The organism is Pseudomonas sp. RIT411, from assembly GCF_003057735.2.
Classification (GTDB): Bacteria; Pseudomonadota; Gammaproteobacteria; order Pseudomonadales; family Pseudomonadaceae; genus Chryseomonas; species Chryseomonas oryzihabitans.
In genome coordinates, this window is record NZ_QBIZ02000011.1 from 59,427 (window position 1) to 81,253 (window position 21,827).

The 21,827-nt window shown below is 67.1% G+C and carries 15 protein-coding genes; 9 read left to right on the top strand and 6 right to left on the bottom strand.

The genetic code is table 11. The features are described 5' to 3' along the window. Positions 1 to 46 precede the first annotated feature (46 nt). The 3 genes from DBY63_RS15930 to DBY63_RS15945 form a co-directional block, all read right to left on the bottom strand. Positions 47 to 1,726, bottom strand: a complete 1,680-nt coding sequence (locus DBY63_RS15930) for a hypothetical protein (protein ID WP_146750258.1) — start codon at positions 1,724 to 1,726, stop codon at positions 47 to 49. An 891-nt stretch (positions 1,727 to 2,617) separates the two neighbouring features. Next, positions 2,618 to 3,424, bottom strand: a complete 807-nt coding sequence (gene hisN / locus DBY63_RS15940; protein ID WP_108582423.1) for a histidinol-phosphatase — start codon at positions 3,422 to 3,424, stop codon at positions 2,618 to 2,620. 2 nt (positions 3,425 to 3,426) lie between these two features. Continuing rightward, on the bottom strand, positions 3,427 to 4,377 hold the full coding sequence (locus DBY63_RS15945) for an adenosine deaminase (protein WP_108582424.1): 951 nt from the start codon (positions 4,375 to 4,377) through the stop codon (positions 3,427 to 3,429). Positions 4,378 to 4,605: 228 nt separating this feature from the next. Between DBY63_RS15945 and DBY63_RS15950 the strand changes: the two genes are divergently transcribed. The 3 genes from DBY63_RS15950 to DBY63_RS15960 all read left to right on the top strand — a co-directional run bounded on the left by DBY63_RS15950 (position 4,606) and on the right by DBY63_RS15960 (position 7,491). Next, complete coding sequence (locus DBY63_RS15950) at positions 4,606 to 5,706, top strand: acyltransferase (protein ID WP_256204019.1); 1,101 nt, start codon at positions 4,606 to 4,608, stop codon at positions 5,704 to 5,706. 105 nt (positions 5,707 to 5,811) lie between these two features. After that, positions 5,812 to 6,918, top strand: coding sequence for a calcium:proton antiporter (locus DBY63_RS15955; protein WP_027600066.1), 1,107 nt, complete (start codon positions 5,812 to 5,814; stop codon positions 6,916 to 6,918). Positions 6,919 to 6,927: 9 nt separating this feature from the next. Next, positions 6,928 to 7,491, top strand: a complete 564-nt coding sequence (locus DBY63_RS15960) for a DedA family protein (RefSeq protein WP_027600931.1) — start codon at positions 6,928 to 6,930, stop codon at positions 7,489 to 7,491. 843 nt (positions 7,492 to 8,334) lie between these two features. Here DBY63_RS15960 and DBY63_RS15965 read toward each other — a convergent pair. Beyond that, positions 8,335 to 9,354 (bottom strand): branched-chain amino acid aminotransferase, encoded by a 1,020-nt coding sequence (locus DBY63_RS15965; protein WP_027600068.1) that lies wholly within the window; start codon positions 9,352 to 9,354, stop codon positions 8,335 to 8,337. Between the two features lie 243 nt (positions 9,355 to 9,597). On the opposite strand from DBY63_RS15965, the gene DBY63_RS15970 reads away from it, so the two are divergent. Then, complete coding sequence (locus DBY63_RS15970) at positions 9,598 to 10,089, top strand: hypothetical protein (RefSeq protein WP_169742435.1); 492 nt, start codon at positions 9,598 to 9,600, stop codon at positions 10,087 to 10,089. A 6-nt stretch (positions 10,090 to 10,095) separates the two neighbouring features. On the opposite strand, the gene DBY63_RS15975 is transcribed toward DBY63_RS15970, so the two are convergent. Together DBY63_RS15975 and DBY63_RS15980 are read right to left on the bottom strand one after the other, a co-directional pair. After that, positions 10,096 to 11,139: a zinc-dependent alcohol dehydrogenase family protein gene (locus tag DBY63_RS15975; protein ID WP_108582425.1), complete on the bottom strand. Its 1,044-nt coding sequence runs from the start codon at positions 11,137 to 11,139 to the stop codon at positions 10,096 to 10,098. Positions 11,140 to 11,224: 85 nt separating this feature from the next. Next, the gene (locus tag DBY63_RS15980) at positions 11,225 to 11,917 is read right to left on the bottom strand and encodes a 3'-5' exonuclease (RefSeq protein ID WP_077171514.1); all 693 of its coding nucleotides are present in this window, start codon (positions 11,915 to 11,917) and stop codon (positions 11,225 to 11,227) included. Between the two features lie 210 nt (positions 11,918 to 12,127). Between DBY63_RS15980 and DBY63_RS15985 the strand changes: the two genes are divergently transcribed. From DBY63_RS15985 to prpF, 5 genes are all read left to right on the top strand, one after another. Then, a complete protein-coding gene (locus tag DBY63_RS15985; protein WP_108582426.1) occupies positions 12,128 to 14,461 on the top strand; it encodes a DNA polymerase II in 2,334 nt (777 codons plus the stop codon). Next, positions 14,461 to 15,249: a nucleotidyltransferase domain-containing protein gene (locus tag DBY63_RS15990; protein ID WP_077171516.1), complete on the top strand. Its 789-nt coding sequence runs from the start codon at positions 14,461 to 14,463 to the stop codon at positions 15,247 to 15,249. The genes DBY63_RS15985 and DBY63_RS15990 overlap by 1 nt, the downstream gene beginning before the upstream one ends. Before the next feature lie 284 nt (positions 15,250 to 15,533). Then, entirely contained in the window at positions 15,534 to 19,652 is a 4,119-nt protein-coding gene (locus tag DBY63_RS15995) for a CheR family methyltransferase (protein WP_108582427.1), read from the top strand. 109 nt (positions 19,653 to 19,761) lie between these two features. After that, positions 19,762 to 20,652 (top strand): YghX family hydrolase, encoded by an 891-nt coding sequence (gene yghX / locus DBY63_RS16000; protein WP_007163110.1) that lies wholly within the window; start codon positions 19,762 to 19,764, stop codon positions 20,650 to 20,652. Positions 20,653 to 20,672: 20 nt separating this feature from the next. Further along, positions 20,673 to 21,818 carry a 2-methylaconitate cis-trans isomerase PrpF gene (gene prpF, locus DBY63_RS16005; protein ID WP_027600075.1) on the top strand — a complete coding sequence of 382 codons (1,146 nt, stop codon included), beginning with the start codon at positions 20,673 to 20,675 and terminating at the stop codon, positions 21,816 to 21,818. The last annotated feature ends 9 nt before the right edge of the window (positions 21,819 to 21,827 follow it).

The following is a 21,827-nucleotide window of genomic DNA, read 5'->3' on the forward strand; positions in this document are numbered from 1 at the left end:
AACCTGCGTGGGGAGCCGCCGTAGGTTGGCTTGTGCATCCAACACCTCAGGGCACCCTCGGCGACACCGTGAAGGCGCGGAAGCGCTCCTTGAGATTGCCGGGGCGGGCGCCCTGCCAGAGCAGCTGCCAGCCCGGCGGTACCGCCACGGCTTCGTGCCATTCGTCCTGCACCACCAGCACCTGGCAGGGCGCCTGATGCAGAGCGGTCAGCTCCAATGGGGGGTAGCCGCCGTAGACGTGCAGCATGGAACGCTCCGACTCGCCCAGGCCGTAGCTGGCCACGCAATCCGTCCGTGGCAGCACCCGCTGCAACTCGGTGAAGGGCCGGGCGTAGCTGTTGCCCAGGTCGACCCAGGGCAGCCAGAGGCTGTTGGCCAGACTCCAGCTCACGGTGAGGCCGACGAACCAGAGACTGCCGGGTGCCAGGCGTCTGTGCAGCCCTAGCGCCAGGCCCCAGCCGAGCAGCGCCAGCGCGGCGAGGGTCCAGGCCAGCAGGCCGACCGGTAGTCGTTCAGCGAGCGGCAGGTGGTCCCGGACCAGCGCTGGCCAGGGCAGCGGCCACCCTAGCGCCAGGCCGAAACCGCCTAGCGTCAGCAAGGCGATGATCGGCGTCCAGAAGGCCAGGCCGAGGGTGCGCCCGAGGGCGGCGAGCGCGGGCGGTGGCTGCAGTCGCGCCGCCAGCAGCGCCAGGGCCGGAAACAGCGGCAGCAGATAGAGGCTGCGGAACACCGCCGACTTGAGCAGGACCGCCAGGCAGACGATGGCATAGAGCACTACCGTGGCCAGTCCCGGATGCCGACCCAGACGCTTCAGCGGGCTACCGCCGCGGCGATACAGCTGCCAGAGCGTGGCGCCCAGCAGGATCAGCCCGGTGGGAAAGGACAGCGCCAGCAGATCCGCCAGGCTGGAGGCCAGGCCGTCGGTATCGCTGTTGCGCGCTTCCAGGCCGAAGAAGCGGCCGATGTTGTTGGTCCACAGCCAGGTATGGAACAGCTCCGGCGACCGGTGCCAGAGCAGCGCCGGCCAGACCAGCAGCCAGGGCAGGGCGGCCAGGCTGGCGGCGAGCAGCCAGTGCCGTCCTTCCGGCTCGACCAGCCGCCCCGGCCAGCAGAGCGCACAGAGCAGTCCGGTGAGGCCCAGCACCCCGGGGACCAGCAGGCCCTTGCTCATGAAGGCGATGCCCAGGCCGCTGCCGAATAGCAGGCCACGGCGCCAGGGATGGCGGTTGTCGTGCAGCTGCGCGGCCAGCCCGGCGAGGCCCAGGGTGGCGCCGGCCAGTTGCGGCACGTCGGCGATCAGTAGATGACTGTGCTGCACCACCCCGAGCATGCCCAGCAGGGCGAGCACGGCCTCGCGCCGGCGGCCGGGCAGCAGCCGCTCGGTCAGCCAGGCGAGGGCGGCCAGGGTCACCAGCATCCAGCCCAGCACCGCCAGCCGCGCGCCGTCGGGCGCACTCAGCCAGGGCGCGGCCAGTCGCGCGGTCAAGGCGCCGGTCCAGTACATCAGCGGCGGCTTTTCCATGAAGGGCGCGGTGCCGACTCGGGGCACCAGCCAGTCCGGGGTGGTGAGGAAATTCCACACCATGCCGAAGGAATAGGGTTCGTCGGCCTTCCACAGACCACGACCGAACAGGCCGGCGAGCAGGTAGGCGGCCAGGCAGCCGAGCAGCAAGGCCCGCTCCAGCTGTGCGGCTCTGGGGGAAGCGGTGGAAGAAGAGGGGAGCACGGCAGGAACTCTTGGCGGAATCCTGCCGGTATACGGGAGTTGGCTTAGAGGGGGCTTAAGAGGTTAGCGGGGGGCGATCGCGGCCTTGGGCCGCTCCTACAGGCTTGGATTGGGCCTGTAGGAGCGGCCCATGGCCGCGATGGCTGGTATTGGTGCCAGGGCTGGTTATCGAGCGCTTTGAAGGTTTTTGTTTCGCCCACCCGGGCGACTCCCTTTTTTCAGTCGCGGCTGCGCGCCCCGCAAAAAAGTAAGCAAAAACGCTTGCCCCGACCATCCGGCCCTCCGTTTCGCTCCGGGTCCGCTCACGCCAGCGCCGTTCCGGGGTCGGTCCAGATGGGCCGTCCATGGCCCACTGGACCTCTCGCCGCATCCATGCGGCTCGACCCACTCCACGACACTGGCGTTCGCCCTCCTGAACGGGGCGATTCGCTAGCCTGATGCCTTGGGTGCAAACCGGTAGGGTGGACAACGGCGCAGCCTTGTCCACGCGATAGGCCTTACTCCCTCAGTGGAAAACGCTGCGCGGTTTTCCACGCTACGAATCGCTCTGACTTTGCCTGTAAACACCGTAGTCTCAGGCTGGCCTCCCGTCCCCGTCAGTGAGGCCGAGTGCAGGTGTTGCGGAGGGAGGTGCGAGGCAGGACACCCCTTCGTGCCGTGCCCCTAGAGCGCCGCCGGAGCGAAGGGCCGAACGTGAGGCATGCGTTTTTGCATACTTTTGTCCGGGGCGCGCAGCCGCGACTGGCAAAAGTGACTCGCCCGAGGGGGCGAAACAAAAGCCATCCGAGCACTCGATAAGCAAATAGGGCACTGATAAGCCAAGACATCACGGCAGACTCCGTGTTGGGCTTCGCTCCGCTCAACCCAACCTACGAAGCCGTCTGCCAAGCCTCAGGCCAGGTGCTGCAACCGCTCCACCAACAGCGCATGCAACTTCGGATCACCGCAGGCGAGGATGGCGCCGCCCTGCTGGGCATCGCCGCCGTCCCAGGCGGTCATGCGGCCGCCGGCGCCTTCGATGATGGGGATCAGTGCCTGGACGTCGTAGGGCTGCAGGCCCGCCTCGATGATGACGTCGACGAAGCCCGAGGCCAGCATGCAGTAGGCGTAGCAGTCGCCGCCGAAGCGGGCCAGCTGTACCTCGGCCGCCACGGCGTCGAAGGCCGCCAGGCGCTCGGGGGTGTCGAAGATATCGCGGCTGGTGCACATCAGCCGGGCCTGGGCCAGGCTGGCGCAGGGACGGGTGCGCAGGGCCGCGCCGTTGCGCCAGGCGCCGGCCGGGGTGCCCAGGTAGCGTTCGCCGGTGAAGGGCTGGTTCATCACCCCGATCACCGGGCGGCTGCCGTCGTTGAGCGCCACCAGGGTGCCCCACAGCGGCAGGCCGGTGATGAAGGCGCGGGTGCCGTCGATGGGGTCGAGCACCCAGCTCAGGGGGCTGCTGCCGGCGACGTTTTCCTCTTCCTCGCCGAGGATGCCGTGATCCGGGTGCTCGGCCTGGATGAGTTCGCGCATGGCCCGTTCGGCGGCCTTGTCGGCGATGGTCACCGGGTCGTAGCGACGCCCGGCGACGGCCGCGTCGCCCTTGTCGTCCACCGCCAGCTGGGCGCGGAAGTAGGGCTGGATGGCCACGGCGGCGGCATCGGCCAGGCGCTCGGCGAAGCGTTCGTAGTAGGAAATCTCGGCAGCGGTCAGGCTCATGCTCATTTCACCAGGCGGGCGTCGAGGCTGTTCTGCGCCAGGCGCCGGGCCTGTTCCTGGGTCATGCCCAGGCCTTCGTACAGGGCCATGAAGTTCTCGGTGACGTAGCCGCCGAAGTAGGCCGGGTCATCCGAGTTGACGGTGACCTTGAGGCCGCGGTCGAGCATCTTGAGGATGGTGTGCTGGCTCATGTCGTCGAACACGCAGAGCTTGGTGTTGGACAGCGGGCAGACGGTGAGCGGAATCTGCTGGTCGACCAGGCGAGCCATCAGGCGCTCGTCCTCGAAGGCGCGCACGCCGTGGTCGATCCGCACCACGCCGAGCTGGTCGAGGGCTTCCCAGATGTACTCCGGCGGACCTTCCTCGCCGGCGTGGGCGACGGCCGGAAAGCCTTCGGCGCGGGCACGGGCGAAGACGCGCTTGAACTTGCTCGGCGGATGCCCCTTTTCCGAGCTGTCCAGGCCGACGGCGACGAAGTGGTCGCGGAACGGCAGCGCCTGATCCAGGGTGGCCTGGGCGGCGTCCTCGGACAGGTGCCGCAGAAAGCTCAGGATCAGCCCGCTGGTCACGCCCAGCTGCTTTTCCCCATCGGCCAGCGCCTGGGTGATACCGCGCACCACCACCTCGAAGGGAATGCCGCGATCGGTGTGGGTCTGAGGATCGAAGAAGGGTTCGGTGTGGATGACGTTCTGTTCCTTGCACTTCTGCAGATAGGCCCAGGTCAGGTCGTAGAAGTCCTGCTCGGTGCGCAGCACGTCGGCACCGGCGTAATAGAGGTCGAGGAATTCCTGCAGATTGCCGAAGTTGTAGGCGGCGCGCAGGGCTTCGACATCACCCCAGGGCAGGGCGACGCCATGGCGCTCGGCCAGCTTGAACAGCAACTCGGGCTCCAGGGTGCCTTCCAGGTGCAGGTGCAGTTCGGCCTTGGGCAGGGCGTTGAGCCAGTCGTACATGGGATCCTCGGGATAGCTTGAATCAGGAAAAGATGGACGATTGTCGCACGCTTTGCCCGGTTTTCCGCAGCCGTCCGGGTTCCCGCTGACCGATGTACGGTGGCTTCGTCGGTCAGAAATTCCTAGCATTCCACGCTTTGGGCCAGCAAAAGGCCATAACGCCTGCATCGGGTCTGGATCTGACTACAATCGGGACGCATGGCTCCAAACACCACGCGTGAGGTATCCGTGCAGACCGTTCAGGATCATGTTGGCGGCAAGAACAACAATCTCAATCTGATTCGCATGATCGCGGCGCTCGCCGTGGTCTTCAGCCACAGCTTCGCCATCTCCAGTGGCACCCCCACGGCGGAGCCCGGACGCGAGAGCCTTGGCATGACCCTGGGCGACATCGCGGTCGACATCTTCTTCATCACCAGCGGTTTCCTGGTCACCAAGAGCCTGCTCAGCCGGGCCGACATCATCGATTTCGTCTGGGGTCGCGCGCTGCGCGTGGTACCGGGGCTACTGGTGATGCTGGTGCTGACGGTGCTCGGCCTCGGCGCCTGGCTGACCCGGGCGCCCCTGCAGGATTATCTGAGCGATCCCCAGACCTGGTTCTATCTGTTCAAGAACACCGGCCTGATCGCCGGCGCCGAGTTCGACCTGCCCGGGCTGTTCGAGGGCAATCCGCTGCAGGCCATCGTCAATGGCTCGCTGTGGACGCTGCCCTTCGAGGTAGGCATGTACGGCGCGCTGGCGCTGCTCTGGTTGGCCGTGCTCTGGCTGCGCCTGGACAGCCGCCACTTCCAGCGCGCCATCCTGCTGTTCGCCGTGGGCGCCGCCCTGTTCAAGCTGTTCGCCCACTACTTCTTCGCCAGCGAATCCCATCTGCTGCGGCTGTTCCAGATGTTCTTTCTCGGTGGCGCCTTCTATGTGCTGCGCGCCTACATCCCGCTGTCGCGCGCGCTCTTCGCCGCCGCCGTGGCGCTGCTGGCGGTGGCCACGCCCGACCGTGACAGCTTCTTTCTGGTCTATAACCTGGTGCTGGGCTACGTGCTGCTCTATCTCGCCTTCGTGCCGGCCGGGCGCATCCGCGCCTTCAACGAGGTGGGCGACTATTCCTATGGCCTCTACATCTACTCCTTTCCGGTGCAGCAGACCCTGGCGGCGGTGATTCCCGGCATCGAGGCCTGGACCATGGTGATCCTTTCCATCGGCATCACCCTGCCGCTGGCGGTGGTGTCCTGGTACCTGGTCGAGCGTCACGCCCTGGGCTATCGCCAGGTCTGCGCCACCGGCACCAAGGCGGTGTGGAAGCGTCTGGCGCCACGCGCCCGGGTCGGCTGAGGGGCCGCCGCGCGGGCGATCAGGGCAGGGGCGTATCGCAGTGCGAGCGTTTTGCCGTCTATGGCGGTCGTAACAAGGCATTGCTCAACCAAGGACGCCTTTTCCATGCTCGCCGCCCTCAAAGACGAAACCCTGCTGCTGGTCGCCATCGGTGCCACGGTGCTGGCCTATGTGTTCGAACACGCGCTGCTCGGCGGTGGCCAGACCCTGGCGCTGGTCGCCGCCGGCGGCCTGATCGCCGCCATCATCTGCGCGGCCATGCGCGTCGCCCACCACGCCGAATTGCTGGCGGAAAAGGTCGGCGATCCCTACGGCACCATGATCCTGACCCTTTCCGCCGTGCTGGTGGAGGTGATCATCCTGGCGATCATGATGAGCCACGACCACTCGCCGACCCTGGCCCGCGACACCATCTACGCCGCGGTGATGCTGGACATGAACGGCATCATCGGTCTCGCGGCGCTGCTCGGCGGCCTCAAGCACGGCGAGCAGCCCTACAACGACGATTCCAGCCGCAGCTACGGCGTGATGATCATGACCGCGGTGAGCATCTCCATGCTGGTGCCGGAATTCATCCCCACGGCCCAGTGGCACGTCTATTCCTTCTTCACCATCGGCGCCATGGCGCTGCTCTATGCGCTGTTCCTGCGCATGCAGACCGGTCCACACAGCTACTTCTTCAGCTACAGCTACCCAGAGAAGAAGCGCAAGCGCCCTGCCGTGGAAGGACAGGGCGAGGCAGGCGGCCATGGCGAGAGCAGCTCGGCGCTGTCCATCGGCCTCCTGATCGTCGGCATCGTCGCCACCGGGGCCCTGGCCGAGGTGATGTCCAAGTCGCTGGATACCGGCCTGGAAGGCCTGGCCGTGCCGGCCCTGGTGCCTGCCCTGGTGGTGGCGGTGATCTCCGCCAGTCCGGAGATCCTCACGGCCCTGCGCGCGGCCATGGCCAATCGCATGCAGTCGGTGATCAACATCGCCCTGGGCGCCAGCCTGTCCACCGTCATCCTCACCGTACCGGTGGTGGAAGCCATCGCCCTGTTCAATGGCCAGCCCATCCAGATGGCCATGACCCCGGTGCAGACGGTGATGATGGCCGTGACCCTGATCGTCGCCGCCATCAACCTCAACGACGGCGAGACCAACGCCATCGAGGGTATGACCCACTTCGTGCTGTTCGGCACCTTCATCATGCTGACCATCCTCGGTCTCTAGGGACGCGCCATGATCGACAGCGAGGTCATCAGCAACTACGGCTACGGCGCCGCCGTGCTGGGCGCCCTGATCGAGGGCGATGGCGTGGCCATCCTGGCCGGCATCGCCGCCCGCCACGGCTATCTGCTGTTTCCGCTCACGGCGGTCTGCGTGGCCCTGGGCGGCTTCATCGGTGACCAGACGCTGTTCTTTCTGGGGCGTCGCTACGGCGACAGCATCCTCGGTCGTTTCAAGCGCCAGCAGGCACGCATCGACTGGCTGCGCAGCCGCATCCATCGCCACGAGGCGCTGTGGATCATCGGCATCCGCTTCGCCTACGGCTTCCGCCTGATCGGCCCGCTGCTGATCGGCGCCAGTGGGGTACGCCCACGGCGCTTCCTGTTCTACAACATCATCGGCGCGTTGCTCTGGGGCTTCGTCATGACCGGCATCGGCTATGCGGTGGGCGAGATCCTGCGCGACTTCTTCGCCGAGCATCATGTGTCGAAGCGCTGGCTGATCGCCGCGGCGATCTGCGTGGCGGTGCTGTTCATCGGCGCCCGCGCCATCCTGCGGCGGCGGGAGGGGGTGTAGGGGAGGTTGGTTGTGTAGGTTGTGTTGAGCGCAGGCGAAGCCCAAGGCTTTGGGTTTGAGCTGTTGTACTGGCTTATTATTGTGGTTTGCTGATGGTTGCTATTTCGCCCACCCGGGCGAGTCACTTTTTTCAAACGCCAAAAAAGTAACCAAAAACGCTTGTCCCCACGTTTCGGCCCTTCGCTGCGCTCCGGGTCCCCGCGCTCCGGCGCCGCTCCGGGGGCACGGCACGAAGGGGCCTCCTGCCCCTCGCGCCTTGCTCGGCGTCCTGCCTCGCATCCCCCTGCGCAACGCCTGCACTCGGCCTCACTGACGGGGACGGGACGCAAGCCTGATACTTGGGTGTTCACAGGTTGTAGCGTGGAAAACCGCGCAGCGTTTTCCACTGAGGGAGTAACGCTTAACGCGTGGACAAGGCTGCGCCGTTGTCCACCCTACCGGTTTGCACCCAAAGCATCAGGCACGTGAATCGCCCCGTTCAGGAGGGCGAACGCCAGTGTCGTGGAGTGGGTCGAGCCGCAGGGATGCGGCGAGAGGCCTAACGGGCCATGGACGGCCCGTGTAGGCCGACCCCGGAGCGGCGCTGGCGTGAGCGGACCCGGAGCAAGCGTTTTTGGTTACTTTTGTCCGGGGCGCGCAGCCGCGATTGGCAAAAGTGACTCGCCCGGGTGGGCGAAATCAAAACCGTCAACGCACTCGATAAGCAGCCAAGGCACCGACAAAGCCAAGCCTGTAGCACCGTAGCGTTGGGCTTCGCTTGCGCTCAACCCAACCTACCGCCAACCCCTTGTCCAATGAAAAAGGCGCCCTGAGGCGCCTTCTTCAAACCAAACCAACCGCGAGTCAGACCTTGACGATCCAACCCTCCGGCGCCGGCTTATCGCCGGTCTGGATGCCGGTCAGTTCTTCGTACAGCTTACGCGTGACCGGGCCGACTTCGGTCAGGCTGTGGAAGACGTGCAGCTTCTCGCCGTACTGGATGCCGCCGATGGGGGTGATGACCGCCGCGGTGCCGCAGGCGCCGGCTTCGACGAACTGGTCGAGCTGGTCGATATGGACGTCGCCCTCGACCACTTCCAGGTTCAGCCGCTCGCGCGCCAGGTCCATCAGCGACATGCGGGTCACGCCCGGCAGCACCGACTCGGAGCGCGGGGTGACGAACTTGCCGTCGCCGGTGATGGCGAAGAAGTTGGCCGAGCCGACTTCCTCGATCTTGCGATGGGTCAGGGGGTCCAGGTAGATGCAGTCGGCGAAGCCTTCGGCCTTGGCCTGGGCGCCGGGCATCAGGCTGGCGGCGTAGTTGCCGCCGACCTTGGCGGCGCCGGTGCCCTGGGGCGCGGCGCGGTCATAGCTGGAGATGACGAAGTTGTGCGGGGTCATGCCGCCCTTGAAGTAGGCGCCGACCGGGATGCCGAACACCACGAAGTGGAATTCGGGGGCGGTGCGTACGCCGATGTTGTCACCCACGCCGATGACGAAGGGGCGCAGGTAGAAGGCGCCACCGGTGCCGTAGGGCGGGATCCAGGCCTCGTTGGCCTTGACCACCTGCTGGCAGGCGTCGATGAACATCTCGGTGGGGACCGGCGGCATCAGCAGGCGGGCGCAGCTCTTGTGCATGCGCGCGGCGTTGCGGTCGGGGCGGAACAGGTTGATGGAGCCGTCCTGGCAGCGATAGGCCTTGAGGCCTTCGAAGCACTGCTGGCCGTAGTGGATGGCCGTGGAGCCTTCGCTGATGTGCAGCTGGTTGTCGCGAGTCAGCTCGCCGGGTCCCCAGCTGCCGTTGCGATAGGTGGCGATATAGCGGAAGTCGGTCTTGATGTAGTCGAAACCGAGGGTCTTCCAATCGATGTCCGCAGCGCTCATAGATCCTCGCAGTGCTCTCCGGCGGCTTGGCCGGTCGTTTCGTGGTCGGGCCGTACGCCTCGCCGGCGACGGTTCAAGGGGGTGGACGAGACGGGCTCGTCGCTAGACTGTGAAAGATACCGCTTATCCGGACCGGCGGGGGCACCTTTCAGCCAATCGGGTCTCCAAAGTCTGAAGCTGGCCCTTTGCCGCCTCGGCCTGCTGCCTCAGGCTAGACGCCGGGGTCATCACCAGGAGCTCGTTTTGAAAACAATGATGGCGTTGCTGGGTGCCTTGACCCTGCCAACGCTCACGGCGCAGGCCGCCGGTATCTTCACCGATGGATTCGACACGGCGCTCAATCGCCGGGTCATCGAATGGCGGGGCGCGCCCTCGCCGGAAGGTATCGTCTTCAGCGTCATCGCCAGCCAGTTCAAGACCAGTGCCGGCAATGCCACCACCGATTTTCGCACCCAGCTGTCCACCTTTGGCGACAAGGTGCGCTTCCATGGCTGCAGCGCCAGTCGCTGGGAGATGAACAACCAGATCTATCTGCCGCTCAAGGGCCAGTACCGCATGGCCGGGCTGGACGAGCGCTATGGCGAATACTTCGTCGCCCAGCCCACCCGCCAGGACCTGGAGTGGGTGGCCATGAACACCCGCGTTCACTATCGCCTCTGCCGCCTGCGCGAGACCCTGTCCGCCGAGGACCTCCAGGGCCTGCGCTGGGTGTTGCAGGCGGCGGAGGCCGACTAGCCAGGACTAGTCGAAGCGGGTGATGACGGTCACCCCGGTGCCTTCGAACCTGTCCATGTGCATCAGCACCGCGCCGGATTCGGCCAGGCTGATCTCGCGGCCGATCAGTTTCTCCGGCGCCAGGGTGCCCTGGCGCAGCATGGCCATCAGCACGTCGTAGCGATGGGCCTGCATGCCGTGGCTGCCAAGGATCTCCAGTTCCCGGGCGATCACCAGGTTCATCGGCAGCGCCGGGGTCGCCTGGTCACCCAGCAGCAGTCCGACCTGGACGTGCCTGCCGCGCTTGCGCAGGCAGGCGATGGAATTGCAGCAGGTGGTGGGATGGCCGAGGGCGTCGAGGGAGAGGTGCGCACCGCCGCCGGTCAGTTCCTGCACCGCTTCGGGCACGCTGGCCACCTGGGTGGCATCGATCGTCGCCACCGCGCCAAGCCGACGCGCCAGGGCCAGTTTGTCGGCGGTGATGTCGATGGCCACCACCTGGGCGCCCAGGGCGCGGGCGATCATGATCGCCGAGAGGCCGACGCCACCGCAGCCGTGCACCGCGACCCACTGGCCGGCGCTGACCCGGCCCTGATCGACCACCGCGCGAAAGGCCGTCACGAAACGGCAGCCCAGGCTGGCCGCGGTGGCGAAGTCCAGTTGCTCGGGCAGGGCGACCAGATTGAGATCGGCCTGGTGGATGCCGACGTACTGGGCAAAGGATCCCCAGTGAGTGAAGCCGGGCTGGAACTGGTGATCGCAGACCTGCTGGTGGCCGGCATGGCACTGCGGACAGGCGCCGCAGCCACCGACGAAGGGCACCGTCACCCGGTCGCCGACGCGCCAGAGGGTCACGTCCCTGCCCACCGCCTCGACCACCCCGGCCAGTTCGTGGCCCGGCACATGGGGCAATTCGATGTCGCTGTCATGGCCGACCCAGCCGTGCCAGTCGCTGCGGCAGACGCCGGTGGCCATGACCCTGAGCACCACGCCATGGGGCTCGGGGGTGGGGTCCGGCACCGTGCACAGGCGGGGTGGCGCGGAAAAGGCTTCGTAGACGACGGCTTTCATGGCGGGACCTCGGGCGGGATGACGACTCCAGTATGGCAAGTCGCGCAGCGTTAGCCTGTCTGCCAGCCGGTACCTTGCCGCTCGGCTAGCCCGCCAGCGCCTGCAGACCCTGCCAGGTGGCCGGTGCCTCCCCGGCCAGCGCCTGCACCAGGGCGGCCTTGAGTCGGCAATCGGGCAGGGCGCGATGGGTTTCCTGCACCACGACGCCCTGCTGGCGGGCGGCCATGGCCAGGGACTTGCGGCGCCAGCCGTCCTGGCTGCGGCTGTCCAGACTCGGCTCCTGCCAGAAGTGCGCATAGAGCTGCATCAGGCAGTGCAGGCGGGTGCCATCCACCAGTTGCACCGGCGGCGTCTCGCGCTCCAGTTCCGGCGGCAGGGCCTGGCCGTGGAGGCGGGCATTGTGCGCCAGCAGGCGATAGTCGAAGGCCATGCCATAGGCCAGCACGGTGCGGCCCCGCAGCAGCGGCCAGAGGGTGGCGAACACCTCGGGAAAGCGCGGCGCCTGGGCCAGGTGGGCGTCGGTCAGACCATGGATCAGGGTCGCCTCGCGCGGTACGGCGATGCCTGGGCGGACCAGGGTATCGAGCAGCACCCGGCCACTGAGGGTCATGACCGCCACCTCGATCAGCTGGGCATCCTCGCCCAGGCCGGTCGCCTCGGTATCCAGCACCAGGACGTCCTGTTCCAGCCAGCGAAACGCCTGCTCGCGCACGCGCGCTTGCTGGGCGTTGTAGCGGGGTGCGGCAGCGGTGGGAAACGACGACGACAACGGATTCATGACACGGCCTGACAACTGAAAGCTAGGGTGCGCCCAGGCGCCGAACAGTCGGCTCTACGACGGGTGTGGGCATTCGATGCAAGATCATCGCCACAGGACACAGGCCATTCGGCGGGGGCGACGAGCGGACCACCGGGCGCGCCGAGGTCGCCTGTATCGGCTGGCCTTGCGAGAATGGGTCTTTCATCCATGTCGAGGAGCGCCACCGCTTTGGCCGCCGTCCAGGGTTTCTTGCTGACACGCCTCTGGCGCGAGACTTCCACCGGGATGGAGCTGGTGTTCTGGTTCGCCACCGACAGCGGTCCGCACCAGCTGCGGGTGCCGGGGCAACAGGCGGTGGCCTTTGCCCCGGCCGCACGACGGGCGGACATCGAGCGCCTGCTGCCGGCCGGGGTGGAGATCCGCGAGCTGGCGCTGCAGGACTTCCAGCGGCGCCCCGTCCTGGGGCTCTATGCGCCGCGCTATCGCACCCTGCGCGAACTGGAGCAGCGCCTCCCCGCCGCCGGCATCGACGTCTACGAGACGGACATCGCCCCGGCGGATCGCTTTCTCATGGAGCGCTTCATCACCGCGCCGGTGACGCTGCCCACCGCCGACGGCGCGCCCTTGCGGCCGGATCCCGACTACCGCCCCACGCTGCGCACCCTGTCGCTGGACATCGAGACCAGCGAGCGCGGCGAGCTCTACAGCATCGGCCTGCACGGCTGCGGCCAGCGCCAGGTGTACATGCTCGGCCCGCCGACCGGGGAAGATGCCGCGGTGGACTTCGACCTGGAATACGTCGCCGACCGCGCCACCCTGCTCGAACGCCTCAACGCCTGGATGGCGCGCCACGATCCCGACGTCATCATCGGCTGGAGCGTGCTGCAATTCGACATCCGCGTGCTCCACGAGCACGCGCGCAAACTGGGCGTGACCCTGCACCTGGGCCGCGGCGCCGTCGAGGACGATCGCTACGAACCCGGCGGCCAGGGCCGGCCCTTCCACGCCCTGCTGGCCGGGCGGCCGATCATCGACGGGGTGGAGGCGCTCAAGTCGGCGACCTGGGTGTTTCCCTCCTACAGCCTGGAGAACGTCAGCCGCACCCTGCTGGGCGAGGGCAAGGCCATCGACAATCCCCACGACCGCATGGCCTCGATCAATCGCATGTTCGCCGGCGAGAAGAGCGCCCTGGCGCGCTACAACCTGGTGGATTGCGAACTGGTCACGCGCATCTTCGCCAAGACCGGCCTGCTGCGCTTCCTGCTGGAGCGGGCCAGCGTCACCGGCTTGCCGCTGGAGCGGCATGGCGCCTCCATCGCCGCCTTCTACCACCTCTATCTGCCGCTGATGCACCGCCAGGGTTTCGTCGCGCCCAATCTCGGCGCCCAGCCGCCCGAGGCCAGCCCTGGCGGCTTCGTCATGGATTCCCGGCCCGGGCTCTACGACTCGGTGCTGGTGCTGGACTACAAGAGTCTCTATCCCTCGCTGATCCGCACCTTTCTCATCGATCCGGTGGGCCTGGTGGAGGGCCTGGCGCTGCCCGAGGCGGAGACGGTGCCGGGCTTTCGCGGCGCGCGCTTCCATCGCACCCGGCACTGCCTGCCGGAGATGGTGGCGCGGGTCTGGGAAGGGCGCGACGCCGCCAAGCGCGCCGGCAATGCGCCCCTGGCCCAGGCGCTGAAGATCATCATGAACAGCTTCTATGGCGTGCTGGGCACCCCGCACTGCCGCTTCTTCGATCACCGCCTGGCGTCGTCCATCACCCTGCGCGGTCATGCGGTGATGCACCAGACCCGCGAGCTGATCGAGGCGCATGGCCATCGGGTGATCTATGGCGACACCGATTCCACCTTCGTCTGGCTCGGCCGCGCTCACGAAGAGGCCGAGGCCGAGCGCATCGGTCGCGACCTGGTGGCGGCGGTCAACGCCTACTGGCGCGCGCAGCTGCAGACCGAGCTGGGGCTGGAAAGCCACCTGGAGCTGCAGTACGAGACCCACTTCAGCCGCTTTCTCATGCCCACCATCCGCGGCGCGGAGGAGGGCAGCAAGAAGAGATACGCCGGGCTGCGCCCCGCTGCCGATGGCCAGCCGGAGCTGGTGTTCAAGGGGCTGGAGACGGTGCGCAGCGACTGGTCGCCGCTGGCCCAGCGCTTCCAGCGCGAGCTCTACCTGCGCATCTTCACCGGCGAGCCCCATGAGGACTATGTGCGCGACTTCGTCGCCCGTACCCGCGCCGGCGACTTCGACGACCTGCTGGTCTATCGCAAGCGCCTGCGCCGGCCGCTGGAGGAATACCAGAGCAACCTCTCGCCCCAGGTCCGCGCGGCGCGCCTGCTGGAGGCGGAAGGCGCCCGCCTGGGCCGCCGCAGCCGCTTTCGCCGCGGCGGCTGGATCAGCTACCTGATCACCACCGCCGGCGCCGAACCGGTCGAGTTTCCCCATGCGCCGCCGGACTACGACCACTATGTGCAGCGCCAGCTGGCCCCGGTGGCCGACGCCATCCTGCCCTTCGTCGGGGACCGCTTCGACCGGCTGTTGGATCAGCAGATGGGGTTGTTCTGATGCATGCGGCTGACAATGGACTGGATGCAGCCGGTTTTATCCGCCAGGTGCCGGTGTTGCCCTTCCAGCACGAGTACCAGGCGGTGCTGACCGCCGTCTGCAGTCAGTTACCAGCTTTGCTGGGCGCGCATCTGGTCGCGCTCTATGTCTATGGCAGCGTGGCCGAAGGTCGTGCCCGACCGGCGCAGTCTGATCTGGATCTCACGTTGATCCTGAGCGATGCCTGCCCGAGCACCCAGGTGAACGAGCTGGAGCATCTGCGGCGCACGCTGGAGCTTGGCCACCCTGAAGTCAGCAAGATCGATTTTGACCTCGGGCGCCGAGCCGAGGCCCTCGCCTCAGCCAATCGCCTCAGTTGGGGGTTCTGGCTCAAGCATCATTGTCGCTGGCTGTGGGGCGAGGATCTGGCGCGGCGTTTTACCCCCTTCAAGCCGGACGCGGCCATCGCTCGAGCGGTGAATGGCACTGTAATACCTGTGTTGGAGGGGTATCTGCCTACCCTGGTCACGGGCACGCTGCCCGTTGAGCGGTTGCGCCTGCAACGAGAGGCGGCGCGGCGGCTGCTGCGCGCGTTGCTGGTGCTGCGTCGGCCCGACGAGATCGACTGGCCCTGGACGCTGGAAGAGCATCGGACGCGGGCCTTGCGGCTGTATCCCGAGCAAGGAGTCGCAATCGAGTTCTTCTATACCGAGGCCTTGCAACCTCAGGCAGCCGCTGCCGAATTCCGCCAGCGACTGGCCGCTTTCCTTGGCTGGTTCGCCCAACAGCAGAGATCACCGGAACCCTAGTGCAAGCGGGCTTCCTGACGTGGCCAACTCGTGCCGCCTGGAACACCCTCACCCCCGCCCTTTCCCGCGTTTCGCTCGCACTTGCCCGACGCTCGTCAGTCCCATTCAGGCGGTACACCCCGATCTACGCCTTCTTGCGGCAGGATGAGGGCCGCCCCTTTGGCGTGCGCTCGTTATACTCAGGCCGGCGGCAGGCCTTTTCCGGGTGAAAGGGAGGAGGGCCTGGCTGGATCGGTGCAGGTGCGGCGATCACGATTTCTTGCGGATTTTCTGACGGCGGATAGATGAGCAACCAGGCAGATGTGGCCAAACCTAACAGTTCCAAGCACCTGACCCCCAGTGATCTGCCGTTTCCGGTGGTGGGGATCGGGGCTTCCGCCGGGGGGATCCAGGCCCTGCTGCGCTTCTTCGAAGCCCTGCCGGCCGACTGCGGCATGGCCTTCGTGGTGGTGATGCACCTGTCGCGGGAACACCAGAGCAACCTTGACCAGATCCTGCAGCGCGCCACCCGCCTGCCGGTGCAGCAAGTCACCCAGCCGGTGCCCATCCAGGCCGAGCAGGTCTATGTGATTCCGCCAGGCCATGACCTGACCATGAACGATGGCTATCTGCGCCTGAGTCCAGCGGAACGCCCCCAGGGCGATCATGTGGCGGTGGATCTGTTCTTTCGCACCCTGGCCGATGTGCACCGGACCCATGCCGTGGCCATCGTCCTCTCGGGCAACGGCGCCGATGGCGCCGTGGGCCTGGGGCGGATCAAGGAGCAGGGCGGGGTGACCCTGGCCCAGGCGCCGGAAGATGCCGAATTCGATTCCATGCCCAGCAGCGCCATCGCCGCGGGCACCGTGGATTTCATCCTGCCCGTGGTGGAGATGCCGCAGAAGCTGCTGGAACTGGCCACCACCATCAGCAGCCTGAGCCAGAGCGAATTGCGCCAGCTGGACTATGAGTCCCGGGTGCCCGGTCCGTCCAGCAAGGCCATGCAGCTGGCGCTACGCGACATCCTCACCCTGCTGCGCACCCGCACCGGACACAATTTCAAGCAGTACAAGACCGCCACGGTGCTGCGCCGGGTGGAGCGGCGCATGCAGGTCAACGCCATCGCCGACATGCCGGCCTATGCCGGCTTTCTCCATGAGCATCCGGAAGAGACGCCGGCGCTGCTCAAGGACATGCTCATCGGCGTGACCAACTTCTTTCGCGATCGCGAGGCCTTCGAGGCCCTGGAACGCGATGTCATTCCGGAGTTGTTCGAGCACCTGCCGGTCAACGAAGACGACCAGGAATTGCGCGTCTGGAGCGCCGCCTGTTCCAGTGGCGAGGAAGCCTATTCGCTGGCCATGCTGCTGACCGAACAGGCCGAGTTGCGCCAGTCCGGCGCCCGGCTGCAGGTGTTCGCCACCGATCTCGACGAGCATGCCCTGGCGGTGGCCCGGCATGGCGTCTATCCGGGCTCCATCGTCACCGACGTCGCCCCCGCGCGCCTGCGCCAGCACCTGCTCAAGGAGCAGAATCAGTACCGGGTGAAAAAGGAGCTGCGCGAGAAGGTGCTGTTCGCCCAGCACAACCTGCTCAGCGATCCGCCGTTTTCCCGCCTGGATCTCATCAGCTGCCGCAACCTGCTGATCTATCTGGATCGCGAGGTGCAGGCCGAGATCCTGCACACCTTCCATTTCGCCCTCAAGCCGGGTGGCTATCTGTTCCTCGGCAGCTCCGAGTCGGCCGACGTGCAGAGCAGTCTGTTCGCCACGGTGGACAAGAAGAACCGCATCTACCGCGCCAAGCACACCACCAGCGTGGTGCGGCCCACGCCGCTGCTCAATCTCAATCCGGGCATGCACAGCGTGCGCCTGCCGCCGCACCAGGTCGGCCGGCGCAAGAAGGTCTCCTTCGCCGAGGTGCATCAGCGGGTGCTGGAGCAGTACGCGCCGCCGAGCATCATCGTCGACCGCGAATCCAATATCGTGCACATGTCCGAGCGGGCCGGGCGCTTTCTGCGCTACGTCGGCGGCGAGCCCAGCTACAGCCTGCCAGCGCTGGTGCTGGAGGAACTGCGCCTGGAGCTGCGTACGGCGCTGTTCCAGGCGTTGCAGAGCAACAAGAGCGTCGAGGCGCGTCGCGTGCATATCCAGCGCGACGACCGTAGCTACTACATCAATATGGTGGTGCGCCCCTTCCGCGACAGCGACACCAGTACCGACTACATGCTGGTGCTCTTCGACGAAGTCGAGGACGTCATGAGCACCGACGCCGGCGGCGATCACACCGAGGCCAAGGACAGCGTGCTCACCCAGCTGGAGGCCGAGCTGCAGCGCACCAAGGAGCAGCTGCAGCTGACCATCGAGCAGTCCGAGACCTCTACCGAGGAGCTCAAGGCGTCCAACGAGGAGCTGCAGGCGATCAACGAGGAGTTGCGGTCGGCCACCGAGGAACTGGAGACCAGCAAGGAAGAACTGCAATCGATCAACGAGGAACTGATCACCGTCAACTACGAGCTCAAGTCCAAGATCGAGGAAACCGGCAAGATCAACGACGATCTGCAGAACCTCATCACCTCCACCGACATCGCCACGGTGTTCGTCGATCGCGGCATGCGCATCAAGAGATTCACCCCGCGCGCGGTGAGCATCTTCAACATGATCGTCAGCGATACCGGGCGTTCGCTGCTCGACATCACCCATCGGCTGGACTATCCCGAGCTGGCCGCCGACGCCAACCAGGTCTTCGAATCGCTCCGGCTGATCGAGCGCGAGGTGCGCAGCCAGGACGAGCGCTGGTATTTGGCGCGACTGCTGCCCTATCGCACCGCCGAGGATCGCATCGAGGGCGCGGTGCTGACCTTCATCGACATCACCGACCGGCGCCTGGCCCAGGATCGCGCCCGCGCCGGCGAGGAAAACATGCGCCTGGTGGCGCAGAACATCCAGGACTACGCCATCGTCACCCTGGATGCCGCCGGCATCATCAACAGCTGGAACGGCGGTGCCACCCGGCTGTTCGGCTACAGCGAGCGCGAGGCCCTGGGCCAGCCAATGGGCCTGATCTTCACCCCGGAAGACGTCGCCGCCCAGGTACCGGACGCCGAGATGCGCCAGGCCCGGGAAGCGGGCGTCGCCCACGACGAACGCTGGCTGAGACGCAAGGACGGCAGCCGGTTGTACTGCACCGGGGTGCTCAGCCGTATGAGCAACGCCTCTGGCGGTGAGGGCTATGCCAAGATCGCCCGGGATGCCACCGCCGATCACGTACGCGCCAGTGAAACGGCCAACCACCTGGCCCAGAGTCAGGCGCTGGGCAAGCTCAAGGACGAGTTCTTCGCGGTGATGTCCCATGAACTCAAGCACCCGCTCAATCTCATCCAGCTCAACAGCGAGCTGCTGACCCGTTCGCCGGTGCTGCGCGAGGTACCCCTGGCGCGCCGTGCTACCGAGGCCATTCAGCGCGCGGTGCGCAGCCAGGCGCAGATCATCGACGACCTGCTCGACCTGTCGCGCATCCGTACCGGCAAGCTCAAGCTGGAGCGCCGGAGTCTGGACCTGGCCCAGCAGCTGCGCGAGATCGCCGACGTGATTCGTCCGCTGGCAGGCGAGGTGCAGGTGAGTTGCACCCGGCTGCCGGAGACGCCGCTGCATGTCCAGGCGGATGCCACCCGCATTGGCCAGATCGTCTGGAATCTGCTCAACAACGCCATCAAGTTCACCCCGGCTGGCGGCCAGGTGGAGATCAGCCTGGGGGTGGACGGCGACGAGGCGCGGCTGGACGTCACCGATACCGGGCAGGGCATAGCAGCGGATTTCCTGCCGCGGGTGTTCGACATGTTCGGCCAGGCGGAAATGAAATACACCGCTCGCGCCCAGCATGGCCTGGGCATCGGCCTGGCGCTGGTCAAGCAGCTGGTGGAAGCCCATGGCGGGCGCATCGAAGCCCATTCCGAGGGCCTTGGCCTGGGCGCGCGCTTCAGCGTCTGGCTGCCGCTGTGCCAGGACGACGAACGCCAGCTGGACGAGGCGCAGGCGGAAGGCCAGTCCGTTGTCGGGCTGCGGGTGCTGCTGGTGGACGATTCCCCCGATATCGTCGAGACCCTGCAACTGCTGCTCGAAGAGGAGGGCATCCTGGTCACCGCCGCGACCGACTCCCAGAGCGGCCTGGCGCTGGCCCAGGCGCAGGATTTCGACGTCATCCTCTCCGACATCGGCATGCCGGAGATGGACGGCCACGAATTCCTGCGCCAGATACGGGCGGGCGATCGCAATGTCGGCACGCCGGCGGTGGCGCTGTCCGGCTACGGCACCCGGCTGGACATCGACAAGGCGCGGGCGGCGGGTTTCGCCCGGCATCTGAACAAGCCGGTCAGTTTCGAGGCGCTGATCGCCATCCTGCAGGAGCTGCAGGCGTCCGGTTGAGGGCGCGCGGACGGTAGCTTAGTCAGACGATTCGCGGCACACTCGGGAGCCATCGGGGCGCCCGCCCAACCGGGCCGGCGGCCCCGTTTCCCGCCAGAGGAGCGCCGCGATGACCCGTCTCACCGCCAAGGATTTCTCGCCCGAACTGCTCGAGCTCTACGACTTCTATGTGCACGGTCGCATCAGCCGCCGCGACTTCCTCGACCGCGCCGGCGCCTGCGCCGCGGTGCTGGGGCTGTCGGCCACCGGCGTGCTGGCGGCCCTGACGCCCAACTATGCCCTGGCCACCCAGGTCGAGTTCACCGATCCGGACATCGTCGCCGAATACGTCTACTACCCCTCGCCCAAGGGCCATGGCCGCGTCCGTGGCTATCTGGTGCGCCCGGCCAAGGCCAGCGGCAAGGTGCCGGCGGTGGTGGTGGTCCACGAGAATCGCGGCCTCAATCCCTATATCGAAGACGTCGCCCGGCGCCTGGCCAAGGCCGGCTACCTGGCCCTGGCGCCGGATGGCCTGACCGCCATGGGCGGCTATCCCGGGAACGACGACAAGGGTCGCGAACTGCAGCAGCAGGTCGATCCGGAAAAGCTGATGAACGATTTCTTCGCCGCCGTGGAAACCCTGATGGGCCACGAATTCAGCACCGGCAAGGTCGGCATCACCGGCTTCTGCTATGGCGGGGGGGTGGCCAACGCGGCCGCCGTGGCCTACCCGGAACTGGCTGCGGCGGTGCCCTTCTATGGACGTCAGCCACGCGCCGAGGAGGTGGCCGCGATCAAGGCGCCGCTGCTGATCCACTACGCCGAGAACGATCCGCGCATCAACGAGGGCGCCGCCGCCTACGAAGCGGCGCTCCAGGCGGCCGGCAAGACCTACGAGGTGCATCGCTATGCCGGCACCAACCATGGCTTCCACAACGATTCCACCCCGCGCTACGACGAAGCCGCCGCGCGCCTGGCCTGGGACCGCACCCTGGGCTGGTTCGGCCGCTATCTCGCCTAGGCACCTGACGGAGACCTCTGATGCCGCAACTGCGTATCCCCGCCGTCTACATGCGTGGCGGTTCCAGCAAGGGCGTGTTCTTTCATGCCCGCGACCTGCCGCCGGCCGGTCCGGCGCGCGATGCGCTGCTGCTGCGGGTGATCGGCAGCCCCGATCCCTACGGCAAGCAGATCGACGGCCTGGGCGGAGCCACCTCCAGCACCAGCAAGGTGGTGGTAATCGCGCCGTCCTGCCGCCCGGACTGTGACGTCGACTATCTGTTCGGCGCCCCGGCCATCGAGGTACCGGTGATCGACTGGTCGGGCAACTGCGGCAATCTCAGCGCCGCCGTCGGCCCCTTCGCCATCAGCGAGGGCCTGGTCCAGGCGCCGCGCGACGGTCTGGCCAGGGTGCGCATCTGGCAGGCCAATCTGGGCAAGCGCATCCTCGCCCACGTTCCCATGGCCAATGGCGAGGTGCAGGAGGAGGGCGACTTTCGCTTCGACGGCGTGGCCTTTCCGGCCGCCGAGGTGGTGCTCGACTTTCTCGATCCGGCGGGCAGCGACGGCAGTGTGCTGCCCACCGGGCGGGCGGTCGACGAATTGGACGTCCCGGGGCTGGGCCGGCTGCCGGTGACCCTGCTCAATGCCGGCAATCCCACCGTCTTCGTGCGCGCCGAGACCCTGGGCCTGAGCGGCACCGAAACCCAGGCGCAGGTCAACGGCGATGGGCCGCTGCTGGCGCGCCTGGAGGCCCTGCGCGCGGCGGGCGCGGTGGCCATGGGGCTGGCCGCGACCGCCGCCCAGGCCACGGCGGAGCGGCCACATACGCCCAAGCTGTGCCTGATCGCCCCACCCCAGACCTACCGGGTGGCGGGTGGCAAGCAGGTCCAGGCCGAGGAGCTCGACGTCATCGCGCGGATGATCTCCATGGGCAAGCTGCACCACGCCATCCCCGGTACCGGCGCGGTCGCCGTGGCGGTGGCCGCGGCGCTGCCGGGGACCCTGGTCCACACCCTGACCGGCGACCTGGACGGCCGCCAGGTCCGCATAGGCCATACCGCCGGCACTGTGGCGGTCGGCGCCCGGGCGCGCGAGGTCGGCGGCGTCTGGCAGGTGGAAAAGGCCAGCATGAGCCGCAGCGCCCGGCGCCTGATGGAAGGCTGGGTACGGGTACCGGCAGAGTAGGTTGGGTTG

Bases quoted from the DNA above. Each gene is read 5' to 3' on its own strand.
- hisN (WP_108582423.1), bottom strand. From the start codon at position 3,424: ATGAGCCTGACCGCTGCCGAGATTTCCTACTACGAACGCTTCGCCGAG.
- DBY63_RS15945 (WP_108582424.1), bottom strand. From the start codon at position 4,377: ATGTACGACTGGCTCAACGCCCTGCCCAAGGCCGAACTGCACCTGCAC.
- DBY63_RS15955 (WP_027600066.1), top strand. From the start codon at position 5,812: ATGCTCGCCGCCCTCAAAGACGAAACCCTGCTGCTGGTCGCCATCGGT.
- DBY63_RS15960 (WP_027600931.1), top strand. From the start codon at position 6,928: ATGATCGACAGCGAGGTCATCAGCAACTACGGCTACGGCGCCGCCGTG.
- DBY63_RS15965 (WP_027600068.1), bottom strand. From the start codon at position 9,354: ATGAGCGCTGCGGACATCGATTGGAAGACCCTCGGTTTCGACTACATC.
- DBY63_RS15975 (WP_108582425.1), bottom strand. From the start codon at position 11,139: ATGAAAGCCGTCGTCTACGAAGCCTTTTCCGCGCCACCCCGCCTGTGC.
- DBY63_RS15980 (WP_077171514.1), bottom strand. From the start codon at position 11,917: ATGAATCCGTTGTCGTCGTCGTTTCCCACCGCTGCCGCACCCCGCTAC.
- DBY63_RS15990 (WP_077171516.1), top strand. From the start codon at position 14,461: ATGCATGCGGCTGACAATGGACTGGATGCAGCCGGTTTTATCCGCCAG.
- DBY63_RS15995 (WP_108582427.1), top strand. From the start codon at position 15,534: ATGAGCAACCAGGCAGATGTGGCCAAACCTAACAGTTCCAAGCACCTG.
- yghX (WP_007163110.1), top strand. From the start codon at position 19,762: ATGACCCGTCTCACCGCCAAGGATTTCTCGCCCGAACTGCTCGAGCTC.
- prpF (WP_027600075.1), top strand. From the start codon at position 20,673: ATGCCGCAACTGCGTATCCCCGCCGTCTACATGCGTGGCGGTTCCAGC.